Source organism: Bacillus cereus group sp. MG16 (assembly GCF_040459875.1).
Classification (GTDB): Bacteria; Bacillota; Bacilli; order Bacillales; family Bacillaceae_G; genus Bacillus_A; species Bacillus_A paranthracis.
Map to the genome: position 1 here is coordinate 2,642,006 of NZ_JARVHE010000001.1, position 13,782 is coordinate 2,655,787.

The following is a 13,782-nucleotide window of genomic DNA, read 5'->3' on the forward strand; positions in this document are numbered from 1 at the left end:
GAATCATTGACTGTTTTTCGTATTTAATTGTCGTTCTTTTTTAATTCTTATAGATCTTAGTACGACCCCAATTCCAAGAAATATAATAGTAGCAACGACTCCGCTAATAGGGTTTAACCAAAAATCACTGCTGTTAGTAAGTGTAATGATCCCTGTTATTGTAACTAAAACAGTAGGAACGGCATCTTCAATTGCATGCATGATAACGCATGGCCATACTGACTTTGTAAGTCTATATATTTCAACATACATAATAGACCAAGAAACCATAAGTAGACAGCCTGATAAAAGCATATGTAACCTTGAAATAGATTCGAAATATTCATTTGGTAAAAAAACTAAATAATAAGCGGCATGCCAAAGAGCCCAAACTAAACCAGAAATAATATAAATAAACCAATCGTTTAACTTTAGTTCAATGAGCTTAGGAGTTAAATAACCGCGCCATGAAAACTCTTCAAAAATATTTTTAATAAAGTTACCAATAGTAGACATGAATATGAGTGACAATAACGAATATATTTCAAAACTAGTTATGTTTGCTACTCCAAAAATAAGTGCTAAACTTATCGTTATTACTGTAACGAACGGGTAAATTAGTATCGCAACGAAGTACCATTTAAAGTTTGCCTTCAAATTTAGTTTTATACCAAAATCATTCCAATCTCGGCTAATAACTCTAAGGAAAATACATGAGAGGAAAGGTAATATTAACCACAGTCCCATGCCTAAAGAGTTTCCTTCAGGCTGATCTGTTAGAAAAGAATCTAGAATTACGCCAATCCAGCCACTTGCCAATACAATGAACACAAAAATAAGTAAATGTAACTTAAGGGGTTTTCTTTTGGTAGCAGTCATTTTGAATAGACTCCTTTACTTTTATTTTTGTTTTTGTGATTTTAGTTATTTTATAAATGAAATAATAGATATCTAGAAAAGAAGCTGGAGAGTATGTAAGGGGAACTTAGTTAGATAGTATAAAGTCCTTTTATCAATAGAAAATAACAACTTTTGTATAAATCACTTTATTATATGTGTAGTTGTATGGTTTAGATGTTATATATTCTTATCATGTAAAAATATCATTTGAATTTCAATATTAGAAAGGTGAAAAGTAAGATTTTTCAGAAAAAATAAATTAAGGCCTTGACTTTATAATTGGATTTTTAATACAATTATATTTCGACTGAAAAATTAGAACGGACAGGAGGGAATCATCAAATGAACAACATTTTTGAAGAAGAGTTACAAAAAATGAAAGATACATTACGTACGATGGATGATCAATTAGAACAGCTTGAAAAAATCCCAGTTTATTATGGCGATGATTTTAAAGAGCAAATTCTTGAAAGTATGAGGGAGTCTAATAGACAAAACTTACGTATTGGTGTACAAGAACCGTACTTTGGAAGATTAGATTTTCAAGAGGATGGCAAGGAAGAAGTTATGCCGATCTACATCGGTAAGGTAGGTGTTTCAGATAAAGATACGATGAAACCAATTGTAATTGATTGGCGGGCACCTGTCGCAAGTATGTTTTATTCATTTACCGGCGGTGATGAATTAGCGTTTTATCAATCACCAGACGGATTAGTAGAAGGTGATGTTTATTTAAAGCGAAACATCTCTATTCGAAAAAGAGAATTAGAACGTGTTGTTGATACATATGTAAAAGGAAATGAAGATGTCTCGCATGCTGATGATTTTCTTCTATATCGATTAGGTGAGAATAAAGATAATAAACTAAAGGATATTGTTTCGACGATACAATCGGAGCAAAATGATATTATTCGTGCGGAAAGAAACTTGCCATTATTAATTCAAGGGGTTGCAGGGAGCGGTAAAACAACGATCGCTTTACATCGCCTTGCTTTTTTAATTTATGAATATCGTGAGCAATTAGAAGCGGAGCGAATGATTGTTTTCGCTCCGAATAGTCTGTTTTTAGACTATATTTCGAGTGTACTTCCTGAATTAGGTGTAGGGAATATTAGTCAAACAACATTTCCGGACTGGGCATTACGTACGTTAGATGATTCGGTGAAACTGAAGCAGATAGAAGAAAAGTTGAAAGAAGCATTTTCTATTAATCGTGATGAAAGAAAGGTTATGCTTGGTAAATTGAAAGGTACGCTAGAATTTAAGTCCTTTATTGAAGAGCAAATGGTTCAATTTGAAAAAGAACTAGTGCCAACAAGTAATTTTGAGGCATGGGATAAAGCTGTTATTCCAGTGGAAGATATAAAAAAATGGATGCAAGTTGAGTATAAACATTATCCATTAAAGAAAAGAAGAGAACGTTTAGTTGGCCGAATGAAGCGCTGGATTGAAATTGAACTAAAAAAGTATGGCGAAACAAACGAGAAGAAATTATTAAAAAAAGAAGCGACAAAGAGATTGAACAGTTATATGAAGTTTTGGCCGAAAATGAGCTCGCTTTCAATATATAGTTCAATATTGAAAAGCAAAGAAATACTCAAAGTATTACCCGAGGAACTTGTGAAAGAAACTGAGAAGAGTTGTCGTAAAAAAGAAGTGTATGTAGAAGATTTACCCGCTTTAATTTACATACATCATCGCATAACAGGTATTGAAATCGGGCAGAAATTTCATCACGTCGTTATTGATGAAGCGCAAGATTTCTCACCATTCCAAGTTTATGTATTAAAAGAAATTACATTAGGTAATTCTTTCACTATATTAGGTGATTTATCTCAAGCGATTTATGATTACCAAGGGATTGAAGATTGGAGTGCTTTTAAGGACGTATTCCAAGAAACAGGCTATTATGAACTGACGAGAAGTTATCGTTCTACAAAAGAAATTATTGAATTCGCAAATGAGATAATAAAAAATGCAGAAATTCCTGTAGGGCTTGCAATGCCAGTTTTCCGTAGTGGAGAAGAAGTAAAAGTAATTCATACAGAAGATCAGTTTACTGAAATTGTGAAAACATTAAAACAGCTACAAAATGCAGATGTGAAAACAATTGCGGTAATCGGTAGAACAGATGATGAATGCCGCGATATGTATGAGAAATTAACAAATGAGGGAATGTCTGTAAACGTCATTGAAGCAGATCAAAGTAAATATGAAGGTGGTATTTCGATAGTACCTGTATACTTAGCCAAAGGGTTAGAATTTGACGCTGTGCTACTAATTGATGTTGATGAAGAACATTACAAAAATACAAAACACGATGCGAAGTTACTATATGTCGGATGTACGAGATCACTTCATGATTTATGGATTTTCCATAGTGGGGAAGCATCGCCTTTAATTAACGGATTAAAATAAAAATGAAACGTAAGAGGCTTTTCTAGTAACAAAAAGAAGGACCTCTTGTTTTTCCATATAAAGGTTCGGGGAGAGAATAACAATGATTACAAAAGTAATAACGAAAAGAAATTGGGGAATCGCAAAGATAAATGGAGAAATTAATGAAGCCTCATTAAAAGAAGAGGGATTTATTCATTGTTCGTTTTTTGAACAAGCTTTAAAAGTCGCAGAAAAACATTTTAGTCATGAAGAAGAAGTTTTATTACTAACAATTGATCTAACTCTGTTAAAAGCAGAAATAAAATATGAACTTGCTTCTAACGGCCAAGAATATCCGCATGTTTACAGAGCAATTAATATAGATGCAATTATAGATGTTGTTCCATTGCTTAAGGAAAAAGGGGAATTTATATTACCAGAGTTACAAAGTTAAGCGTGTTATAAGTAAGCTAGAAAAGCACAAATTACAAATTTGTGCTTTTTATTATCCGTTTTTTGGTAAATTTTTGTTGTTTTTGTCACACTAATACTGTACGACACATAGTATAAAACATATACTGTATGACATATAGTAATGAAAATGAGGTGAATACATGGATGCTTTATTAAATTCGTTAATTACTGAACTAAGAAGAGGTACATTAACATTAGCAGTTTTAAGCCAATTAAGAACGCCGCAGTATGGATATTCACTTGTCCAATTATTAGAGAAATCAGGAATCGTAATCGATCAAAGTACTTTATATCCACTACTTCGCCGGTTAGAAAAGCAAGAGCTAGTGACGAGTAGTTGGGATAAAACAGAGAGTAGACCTCGTAAATATTATGTTTTAACTGAATACGGATTAGAAATATTCCAGCAGTTGAGAAAGGAATGGATAAAGGATTCGAAAAAACTTTATAACTTATTAAAGGAGGAGGACAAGAATGAATTTGATTGATATTTATGTCGAGGAAGTAGCGAAGAGATTACCTGAAAAAAATCGTGAAGATATTATTCTTGAGCTACGGTCAACAATTGAGGATATGTTGCCTGATGATTATAATGAAGATGATGAAAAAAGGGTTCTTGAAAAATTGGGGAGTCCGGTTTCATTAGCTAATGGATATTTGGATAGATCGATGCATTTAATTGGACCGCGTTATTTTGATGTATATACGACATTATTAAAAATGATCATTCCAATTGCAGTTGTTATTGCACTCATTGCAATGGTTGCAGAAAATTTTTTAAGTTATACTGGTGATCAAGCAGTATTAAATGTTATTTTACAAGTAATAGGTAAAGGCATTGGAGAAATTTTTGAAGTAGCCCTCCATGTATTTTTCTGGTTAACACTCGTATTTGCTATTTTAGAAAGAACGGATAAAAACAAAGATACCGAGCCGTTGACGACAAGTTTAAAAAAGTGGACGCCAGATGATTTGAAAAACATTTCGTACATTCCGAAGAAAAAAGCAATCTCCAAGTTTGAAGTTTTTGGAGGGTTAATGTGGACGGCAATATGGGGTACACTTTATTTTTATGCGAATCATCTCGTTGGCGTATACAGTGGTACGGGAAGTGGATTGAAGTTTGTCGCGCCAACGTTTAATCAAGATGTGTTACTTCAGTATTGGCCAATCGTTGTGATGATAATTGTTTTTGAAATAGCGATATCTCTTTATAAATTAGTACAGGGACAATGGACGAAAAGATTAGCAATCGGGAATGCTATTCTCCAAATAGCTGGAACGATAGTATTCATTATAATTGTAGTAAATCCGCACATATTTACCGATGGATTTATTACGTTTGTGGCAAATGTGTTCACTATTTCTCCGGAAGAACTTAAAAAGTGGCTAATTAGTGGGGGTATTCTCATTTACGTTTTATCTGCTGCATTAAACATTTATGATGGCTTTCGAAAAGCTAGTGTTCGTGTAACAAATAGGTAGTTAAAAAGAGAACGTATATGAAAGGAAGAAAACGATGATAAGGGAAGCAACGGAAAAAGATGTAATATACATTTTAGATATTTATAATGATGCGATACTGAATACAACTGCTGTATATACGTATAAACCCGTAACCCTTGAAAATAGAATAGATTGGTATGAACAAAAAAAGGCTGATGGTTATCCGATTTTTGTATACGAACTAGATAATAAAGTAGTAGGATTTGCGACATTCGGTCCGTTTAGAGCTTGGCCTGCCTACAAATATTCAATTGAGCATTCTGTGTATGTTGATAAGGAATATAGAAAATGTGGGATTGGAACTTCTTTGATGAGAGCATTGATCACAATTGCCAAAGAAAGAGAATATATGACTTTAATTGCTGGAATTGATGCGGAAAACGAGAAAAGTATTGCCTTACATGAAAACTATGGATTTGTTCATGCTGGGACGATTAAAAAGGCTGGTTATAAGTTTAATAAATGGCTAGATTTAGCTTTTTATCAATTGGAGCTTAATGGTCCTAAAAATCCTTTAGAAGAATAGAGATTTTTCGTAAACATGTATCTTTTAGGTAGCAAGGAGTAATTCATGCTACCTTTTTTTATTGTAAAAGCCTATTTAATCTGCAAAAAAGGGGTTTTTACATTCTATATTGAATGATTAAAGGTGATAAAACGATATGAAATGAGGAATGAAAATGGAAACTGTCATTCAAAAAATGAAAGAGATACAATCTGATCAAGTTGGAGTAGCTATTTATTCTACAAAAAGCAATCGTATAGTTGCTTCATATAATAGTGAAATAAATATTCCATTAGCATCGGCAGCAAAAGTAGTAATCGGATTTGTAGTAGCGCAAATGGTGAAGGAAAATAAATGTAATTGGAATGATATACTTCATCATGTTAAATTTAATCCAAATGAAGATAGTGCGCAGTTGTATCCACATTTACAAGGAAGAAGGACTTTAACACTTAGTAAAGCAGTAGAAGTAATGATAGCATGTCATGATAGTTACGTTGCGCAGTCAGTTGTAATGTACTGTGGTGGATGGGATGCTGTGAAAATGTATGCCCAAACGTACTTTTCAAAAATTTATATACAAGAGGACGCTAGAGATGAGAAAAATGTTGGAGAATTAAATGAAGTTCTTTCACTTTTAGTACATATTTTTCAGGGGTATAAATCAGAAGCAGAATTATGGGAACCAATTATTAGCGGTATGGTAAGGCAGCAAGGTGAATATGAAGGAATACATTCATATCACTTAGCTCATATGACAGGTGGATTATCTACAGCTACAATAAATATTGGTATAATAGGAATATTCAACGAATTCCCGTTTCTTTATGTTATTGGGGGAAAAGATTTACCTAATCGACGTGAAAATAAAGAGGTAGATGAAGCTTTTGCAGTAGCTTTGAAGTACATATACAAAGAGTATAGTGAAAGTATGCTAGGAGTGAGTAATTGAAAAGAAACTTAAAGACATCAACAATTATTATTTTAATTGCAACCATTATTGCTCTTGAAGTGGGTATCGCACTATACAATCACAATTTGTCATTAGATACTATTTATTTTGCAGCGATCCTCATTTGTATTGTATTACTTTTTGGTACACGTGTTTCTGAGAAGAAAGAGAGACGAAGAAAAACAGCTCTTTTATTTTGGCCATCTATTTTACTGTCTATCGCTTCTTTTGCAGTTATAAGTTATATAAGAGTAGGCTATGTTTCTGTACCAGGTATAATTGGTTTTTCATGCTTTGTTACTTATGGTGGATTCGTATTTATTAGTATTTTAAAGAGAAAAAGTAAAAATGAAAGGTAGCTTAATAAGCAGAAAGGAAGAAATATATGAAACATATAGAGAATGGTACTCGCGCTGAAGGAGAATACATAAAAAATAAGGTCATTCAATATAACATGTCTATTTTAACAGATGAAGCAAAACAGCCGATGGAACAAGTAAGTTTTGTAGTGAAAAATGAGAATGGGAGAATCTTTGGCGGAGTAACAGGAACGATGTATTTTTATCATCTTCATATAGATTTTTTATGGGTTGATGAATCAGTTCGTCATGATGGTTATGGTAGTCAACTATTACATAAAATTGAAAATATTGCGAAGGAAAAAGGTTGTAGATTAATATTATTAGATTCATTTAGTTTTCAAGCGCCAGAGTTTTATAAAAAGCATGGCTACCGAGAATATGGTGTTGTTGAAGATCATCCGAAAGGACATAGCCAACATTTTTTAGAGAAGAGGTTATAGTATTCGTGTTTTACAAAAAAGTGGATTTTAAAAGCATCGCCAATAAGGCGATGCTTTTTTTAGTTTATAGAAACTAATCAATCTGATGCAATTATGCGAAGAAATAGTTCGATTCGTATTACAAGGATTTTCTTTTTTTACTATTCAAATAGCTTATTCATTAAATCTTGTATTTCACGTCTTCTTTTATCTGTTTCATCCTTATCAATTGTATACGTATCATCCTCTATTATAAGAACATCACCCTCTTTTGCAGTGGAAGGGAGTTTGGATTTAGGTACATCAATTGTTACGTTATTCACTTCAATAACTGCTAGTTCGCCTTCAAAACGGTCAATAATACCTCTCTTCATAATTATCTCTCCGTTCTTACAGAAATGTTAGAACCATCACTATTAATAATTACAGTTCCATTTAAATCAGTTCTATATACTTTAACAGACATTGCATTTAACTTTGCTAAAGTTTCCTGAGTAGGATGGCCATATCGGTTACCTGCACCTGCACTGATTACAGCGATACTTGGTTTCACTGCATCTAAAAATAGCTGAGAAGAAGATGTCTTACTTCCGTGATGGCCAGGTTTTAATACATCGGATTTTAGGCCGGAACCATACGTTGCAACCATATCTTTTTCACTTTTAGATTCAGCATCACCAGTAAATAAGAAAGATTTGCTGCCATGTGTTACTTTTAATACCGCACTCCACTCATTTAGATCGTTACCGTATTCTTTAACAGGAGCTAAAAATTGTGAGTTTAAACCATTGATTGGTAAAGTTACTCCAGACTTCGCTTCTTTAATAGTTAACCCTTTGTTAGCTACTGCAGTTAAAAAGTCTTTAAACGTTTGTGTCGTATGACTTACTTTAGGTGCGTAAACGTTTTTTACGTTCATAGCATAAAGTACTTCATCTAATCCACCTACATGATCAGCATCAGGATGAGTGGCAATCATATAATCGATAGTTTGGAATCCTAATCCTTTTAAATAGTTTGCTACTACTTTACCTTTCCCGTTATTTCCGCCATCAATAAGAATCGTTTCTCCACTTGGAGATTTAATAAACGTCGCATCACCTTGTCCGACATTTATATAATGAACTTCTAACTCTCCTTTAGGCTTAGGAAGAGCCGGACGGAAACTAGGTTCTAATACACGAGCTAAAAATGCAGCGAACTGTTCACGAGTTACTTTTACGTCTGGACCAAATGTACCATCAGGAAACCCAGCTGTAATATTATTTTGAGCTAAAATTTTGACAAAATTGTAACCCCAATGAGTAGATGGAACATCAGGGAAATTGACGTCTGCACCTGTAGGTTGCAAATTAAAAGTTTTAACTAAAACTACTGCCATTTCTGCACGAGTTAATGAACGGTCAGGGAAATAGTTTGTTTCACGTTGTACAATGTTATTATGTGCTAACTTATGTACAGAATCATAGTAATAGATACCTTTGGCTACATCGGAAAAAATATGATTATAGCTAGATGGTTTTTCTAATTTTAATGATAAATCTAGCATTAAGGCCATTTGTCCACGAGTTACATCATCACCCGGTTTAAAAGTTCCTTCTGGCGTACCATTAATGATACCTTTATCCGATAAATAGTTAATTTCCTTAATTGCCCAATGATTAGATTGGACATCTGGGAAAGCTTTAGCACTTGTAAGATTTGGAATGAACAATGTTAAAATCATGACAAATGCTGTTAGTAATAAACTAAACTTTTTCAAAAAATCGCCTCACTTAATGTATTTTTTACCTTATTAACTTTACCATTTCTTACAAGTAATTCAAAGTTTAATAGGTAAATATTTTATTAGTTGTTTTGTATTTCCATAAATTCATTAATTTAAAATAATCTAACTTAATAGAGGAGATAGGAAAGGTATTAGAGAATTGTTTATATTGCAATTGTAAAATCTATATTGTAAATTTATAAAATCATTTATAATAATTTATATCATATTAAATGGGAGAAAGAAAATGTATACATATAAATTACAAGATGAGAAACTAATCTGTTCAGAAAAATTAAAGAGGCTTTACGATTCTGTCGGTTGGTGGCCTGAAAGAAAAGAAATCGATATTCAAAAAATGTTAAAAAACAGTATAGCAATTGGGGTATGGAAAGAAAATGAGTTAATTGGATTTGCTAGAGTTGTGTCTGATGGTGTTTTTCGAGCGTACATAGAAGATGTTGTTGTGCATGAGAGTGTAAGAAATAAAGGTATTGGTGAGAAGATGCTTACAATGTTGCTTGAAGAGATATCTCATATCAATATTGTGAGCCTATTTTGTGGAGAGAAACTTATAAAGTTTTATGGTCAACAGCAATTTCAAGTGACGAAACAAATTGTGATGCACCGTAATCAAATAGTGAAAGAATAAGAGGTGACAATTAGAATGATTGCGACAAGAGCGTATTGTTTATCGAAAAGAAAAGCGACAGAAGATTCTCCTGATGGTTGGAATGCAACATGTATGAGGCTTAATAATAAAATATTTGCGATATTGAACCATGAAGAAGGCGAAAAAGCGGCAATAACATTAAAATGTGATCCAGAACTTGCGCTAAGATTAAGAGAAGAGTATCCAGAAACAATCATTCCGGGTTATCATATGAATAAAAAACATTGGAATACGGTGTATATACATAAAGATGTGGAACAGGTGCAAATTAATAAGATGATTGATTGGTCGTATGATTTAGTTCTGCAGTCATTTTCAAAGAAAAAGCAGCAAGAGTTATTAGATTAATATGTATAAGGGGTGGATGTATTGAAAGACACGATCAAAGATACATATGATAAATTAGCGAGTACATATAAAGAAAATCTAGATGTGGCAAATCCATATAACAGCTATTATGAAAGACCAGCGATGATGGAGATGGTTCCAAAGAAATTAGAAGGGAAGAGTATACTAGATGCCGGATGTGCAGCTGGATGGTATACTTCTCAATTTGTAGAAAGAGGAGCAAATGTTACTGCAATTGACGTAAGTTATGAAATGGTAAAAGCTGCAAAGGAAAGTATGGGGGATAAAGCAACGTTTCTTTGTCATGACTTGCAAGAAGTATTACCGTTTGAAGATCATACTTTTGATGTAATTGTAAGTTCGTTAACTCTTCATTATTTACAAAATTGGAATCAAGTATTTCAGGAGTTTCGTCGAGTACTGAAGCCAGGTGGAGAATTTATATACTCCATTCATCATCCTTTTATGGACTTTACAAAGTTTACTTGTAAAAATTATTTCGAAAAACAATTATTAGTAGATACTTGGGTTAAACCAAACATTACAATTGAAGTTGAATTTTTTAGAAGGTCACTTCAAGATATTATTAATGAAACAACAAATTATTTTATGTTAGAAAAAATGGTTGAACCGAGGCCAGTTGAAAAGATGAAAGAAGTAAATGAAAAATCTTATTACTATTTAAATACAAATCCACATTTTCTTATTGTTAAAGCAGTTAATAAATAGCTAGTAAAATGATTATATTTTACTAGCTATTTTGCAGTTATAAATGATGAATTAGGAGTTTTGAAATGAATACGAAATGAAATAGATTACTATACGCAATGTTTACAATCCTTGTTATTATTTTAGGGCTTAGTTCAAGAAAATTTGCTTTTGCGCTGCCGGCTCTATTAAATGATTATTTAGGTGATGCTTTATGGGCGTTAATGATTTTCATTGGATTTGGATTTTTATTTCCTAAAATAGCGACGAAGAAATTGGCTTTTATTAGTTTAATGTTTTGCTACGGGATTGAAGTGAGCCAATTGTACCATGCCGAATGGATAGATAGCATTCGTGCAACGACTTTAGGTGGACTCGTGTTAGGTTATGGGTTTTTGTGGAGTGATTTAGTTGCTTATACAATTGGTGTTGGGGTAGGATTTCTTTTTGAGTTTATATTAAGGACGAATAAGCGATTTTAAATGGAGGTATTTATTATGGAGGATATATTAGAAATTGTGAATTTTTGGTTTGAAGATAAAGATGTCACAGCTACTGAAATAAAAGCAAACGTAACAAAGATTCATTGTAATAATAAATCCTATATTTTGAAGGAAAAGGGATCGATAAAACAACTATTAGTTGAAATACATGTATTAGAACAGCTTGAGGAAAAAGGGGTTAAAGTACAAAAATTAGTGAAAACGAGTAATAGTAAAAAGTATGTATTTTATAAAGAGAAGTATTATTGTTTGTACAAATATATTGCTGGAAGTGGACTTGAAATAAAAGATACAGAAAATCTGAAGGAGCTAGGAAGTACAATTGGAGAAGAAATAGCTAATTTACATCAAGCACTTAATTCGCTGAATAATAATGAGTTAGTAAAAAGAGATTTGTATAAAGTAGTATACGGATGGGCTTTACCTATTTTAGAAAAGAATGAGTATGTTCATCAGGATGTAATTCGAAAAATGAATCAAATACATACAGCTTTCAAAGAAATAGTTCACCCATTACGAGAGCAAATTATTCATCGTGATATGCACTTATCCAATGTAATCTTTAAAGATAATGAATTTCAAGGTTTTATAGATTTTGAACTATTAGAAAGTAATGTAAGAGTATTCGATTTATGCTATTGCTGTACGAGTATTTTGAGTGAGTTATATAGTGATGAAGTATTAAGAGGGAAGTGGCAACATATTATCAGCACAATCTTTGAAGGATATAATAAACAAAACATTTTAATGAAAGAAGAACTACAGTCTATTTGGTATGTCATGCTTTCGATTCAAGTTATCTTTATTACTTATTTTGTTCAGTTAAAAGATTTATTAAAGTTAAATGAAGAGATGTTTTTCTGGATTTTTGCTAATAAAGAGGCTATTGAAGAGTCAATAGAAAGGATCGCACGAAAATGAAAAAAATTATATTAATAGGTTCTGGTGGTTCAGGAAAATCTACACTAGCAAGGCAGTTAGGAAATAAATTAAATATTAAAGTACATCATCTTGATGCGTTATTTTGGAAACCGAATTGGGAAGGGGTACCGAAAGAGGAGCAAAGAACGGTTCAAAATGAATTAGTTAAAGAAGATGAGTGGATTATTGATGGGAATTATGGTGGGACAATGGATATAAGAATGAACGCAGCTGATACAATTATTTTTCTTGATATTCATAGAACGATATGTGCTTATCGTGCTTTTAAAAGAGTTATACAATATCGGAATAAAACAAGACCGGATATGAGCGCGGGATGTAAGGAAAGATTTGATTTGCAATTTTTTAAATGGATATGGGAATATCCTAATGTTAAACGACCTACAATTATAAAAAAGTTAGAGCAGTTGCCAGAAGAGAAAAAGGTTATTGTTTTAAAATCTTCAAGTGAGGTTCGGAAGTTTTTAGAACGCATATAATAGCATGTGATACAACAATTCTTTGTGGATATTAAAGATTAGTTTAATAAAACTAATCTTTTTTTATTATGATGTATTTAAACATTCCTGAAAATTGAATTTTGTAATAGGAACCTATGTAAAAATAATGCTTGGAGGAATAGTAAATGAATAACGATTTAATTCAAAGGATCGATTCATTAATGATCAATATTCCAAAAGGAGAAGTAGTATTAAGAGATGATCGAATAAAGAAAGAATGGCAAGTGCAAATCAAACCATTTCTTCTTGCAAAGTATGTTGTAACGATGGAATTATATGATGCTATTATAAATAGTACATGTAATGATTATAAAAATAACAATAAGCCAGTTGTAAATATTTCATGGCATGATGCAATTACTTTTTGTAATTCACTCTCTAAAACAGCAGGGCTTACAGAGTTTTATTCAATACAAGATGATGGGAAAAAGGTTCGTTGTAACTTCCATTCAAATGGCTATCGATTACCGTCTGAGGCAGAGTGGCAATACGCATGTAAAGCAGATACGCCAGGATATACATATGGAGAACTTCAGAAAATAGCATGGTATAATGAAAATTCAAACGGACAAATTCAAGACGTTGGTAAAAAAGAGCCGAATGCATGGGGACTTTATGATATGTTAGGGAACGTTTGGGAATGGTGCTATGATTTGTATGATGAAAAGGTGTATGGATCATACCGGATTTTTCGAGGTGGCAGTTGGGCTGAAGAAGCTAGAGGCTGTGGCGCGACTTGTCGCCGACGTAGCCATCCTACATTTCATATAGATGATCTTGGTTTTAGGCTTGCAAGGTCAATTTAATAAAAGAATAGTATAAAACAAAGATTTTGGAGAGTATCCATATTCTTAATATGATAGA

18 protein-coding genes are annotated in these 13,782 nt (G+C 32.5%); 15 read left to right on the plus strand and 3 right to left on the minus strand.

Going from position 1 to position 13,782, the window contains the following annotated elements; translation table 11 throughout:
* Positions 1 to 3: 3 nt before the first annotated feature.
* Positions 4 to 858, minus strand: coding sequence for a CPBP family glutamic-type intramembrane protease (locus tag QCI73_RS13610; protein WP_353823135.1), 855 nt, complete (start codon positions 856 to 858; stop codon positions 4 to 6).
* 363 nt (positions 859 to 1,221) lie between these two features.
* Here QCI73_RS13610 and QCI73_RS13615 point away from each other — a divergent pair, with 363 nt between their 5' ends.
* The 8 genes from QCI73_RS13615 to QCI73_RS13650 all read left to right on the plus strand — a co-directional run bounded on the left by QCI73_RS13615 (position 1,222) and on the right by QCI73_RS13650 (position 7,497).
* On the plus strand, positions 1,222 to 3,297 hold the full coding sequence (locus tag QCI73_RS13615; protein WP_353823136.1) for a HelD family protein: 2,076 nt from the start codon (positions 1,222 to 1,224) through the stop codon (positions 3,295 to 3,297).
* Between the two features lie 82 nt (positions 3,298 to 3,379).
* Entirely contained in the window at positions 3,380 to 3,712 is a 333-nt protein-coding gene (locus QCI73_RS13620) for a DUF952 domain-containing protein (protein WP_353823137.1), read from the plus strand.
* A gap of 160 nt (positions 3,713 to 3,872) precedes the next feature.
* Positions 3,873 to 4,220 (plus strand): PadR family transcriptional regulator, encoded by a 348-nt coding sequence (locus tag QCI73_RS13625; RefSeq protein WP_000339350.1) that lies wholly within the window; start codon positions 3,873 to 3,875, stop codon positions 4,218 to 4,220.
* Positions 4,207 to 5,217: an HAAS signaling domain-containing protein gene (locus QCI73_RS13630; protein WP_353823138.1), complete on the plus strand. Its 1,011-nt coding sequence runs from the start codon at positions 4,207 to 4,209 to the stop codon at positions 5,215 to 5,217. Before QCI73_RS13625 ends, QCI73_RS13630 begins: the two co-directional genes overlap by 14 nt.
* Before the next feature lie 34 nt (positions 5,218 to 5,251).
* On the plus strand, positions 5,252 to 5,764 hold the full coding sequence (locus tag QCI73_RS13635; protein ID WP_000617502.1) for a GNAT family N-acetyltransferase: 513 nt from the start codon (positions 5,252 to 5,254) through the stop codon (positions 5,762 to 5,764).
* Between the two features lie 154 nt (positions 5,765 to 5,918).
* Complete coding sequence (locus QCI73_RS13640; RefSeq protein ID WP_353823139.1) at positions 5,919 to 6,695, plus strand: serine hydrolase; 777 nt, start codon at positions 5,919 to 5,921, stop codon at positions 6,693 to 6,695.
* A complete protein-coding gene (locus QCI73_RS13645; RefSeq protein WP_262725740.1) occupies positions 6,692 to 7,054 on the plus strand; it encodes a hypothetical protein in 363 nt (120 codons plus the stop codon). Before QCI73_RS13640 ends, QCI73_RS13645 begins: the two co-directional genes overlap by 4 nt.
* 26 nt (positions 7,055 to 7,080) lie before the next feature.
* Entirely contained in the window at positions 7,081 to 7,497 is a 417-nt protein-coding gene (locus QCI73_RS13650; RefSeq protein ID WP_353823140.1) for a GNAT family N-acetyltransferase, read from the plus strand.
* A gap of 140 nt (positions 7,498 to 7,637) precedes the next feature.
* On the opposite strand, the gene QCI73_RS13655 is transcribed toward QCI73_RS13650, so the two are convergent.
* Positions 7,638 to 7,850 carry a DUF3006 domain-containing protein gene (locus QCI73_RS13655; RefSeq protein ID WP_000820164.1) on the minus strand — a complete coding sequence of 71 codons (213 nt, stop codon included), beginning with the start codon at positions 7,848 to 7,850 and terminating at the stop codon, positions 7,638 to 7,640.
* Positions 7,851 to 7,852: 2 nt separating this feature from the next.
* Entirely contained in the window at positions 7,853 to 9,238 is a 1,386-nt protein-coding gene (locus QCI73_RS13660) for an S-layer homology domain-containing protein (RefSeq protein WP_076870778.1), read from the minus strand.
* A gap of 253 nt (positions 9,239 to 9,491) precedes the next feature.
* Here QCI73_RS13660 and QCI73_RS13665 point away from each other — a divergent pair, with 253 nt between their 5' ends.
* From QCI73_RS13665 to QCI73_RS13695, 7 genes are all read left to right on the plus strand, one after another.
* A complete protein-coding gene (locus tag QCI73_RS13665) occupies positions 9,492 to 9,896 on the plus strand; it encodes a GNAT family N-acetyltransferase (protein WP_327923810.1) in 405 nt (134 codons plus the stop codon).
* A 15-nt stretch (positions 9,897 to 9,911) separates the two neighbouring features.
* Positions 9,912 to 10,265 carry an MmcQ/YjbR family DNA-binding protein gene (locus tag QCI73_RS13670; RefSeq protein ID WP_000562184.1) on the plus strand — a complete coding sequence of 118 codons (354 nt, stop codon included), beginning with the start codon at positions 9,912 to 9,914 and terminating at the stop codon, positions 10,263 to 10,265.
* Between the two features lie 21 nt (positions 10,266 to 10,286).
* Entirely contained in the window at positions 10,287 to 10,994 is a 708-nt protein-coding gene (locus QCI73_RS13675; protein WP_000655490.1) for a class I SAM-dependent methyltransferase, read from the plus strand.
* Between the two features lie 98 nt (positions 10,995 to 11,092).
* Positions 11,093 to 11,455, plus strand: coding sequence for a ribosomal maturation YjgA family protein (locus tag QCI73_RS13680; protein ID WP_353823141.1), 363 nt, complete (start codon positions 11,093 to 11,095; stop codon positions 11,453 to 11,455).
* 15 nt (positions 11,456 to 11,470) lie between these two features.
* Positions 11,471 to 12,397 carry a phosphotransferase enzyme family protein gene (locus QCI73_RS13685; protein WP_327923812.1) on the plus strand — a complete coding sequence of 309 codons (927 nt, stop codon included), beginning with the start codon at positions 11,471 to 11,473 and terminating at the stop codon, positions 12,395 to 12,397.
* The gene (locus tag QCI73_RS13690; RefSeq protein WP_327923813.1) at positions 12,394 to 12,897 is read left to right on the plus strand and encodes a DNA topology modulation protein; all 504 of its coding nucleotides are present in this window, start codon (positions 12,394 to 12,396) and stop codon (positions 12,895 to 12,897) included. Before QCI73_RS13685 ends, QCI73_RS13690 begins: the two co-directional genes overlap by 4 nt.
* Positions 12,898 to 13,043: 146 nt before the next feature.
* On the plus strand, positions 13,044 to 13,724 hold the full coding sequence (locus QCI73_RS13695) for a formylglycine-generating enzyme family protein (RefSeq protein WP_353823142.1): 681 nt from the start codon (positions 13,044 to 13,046) through the stop codon (positions 13,722 to 13,724).
* Positions 13,725 to 13,782 lie beyond the last annotated feature (58 nt).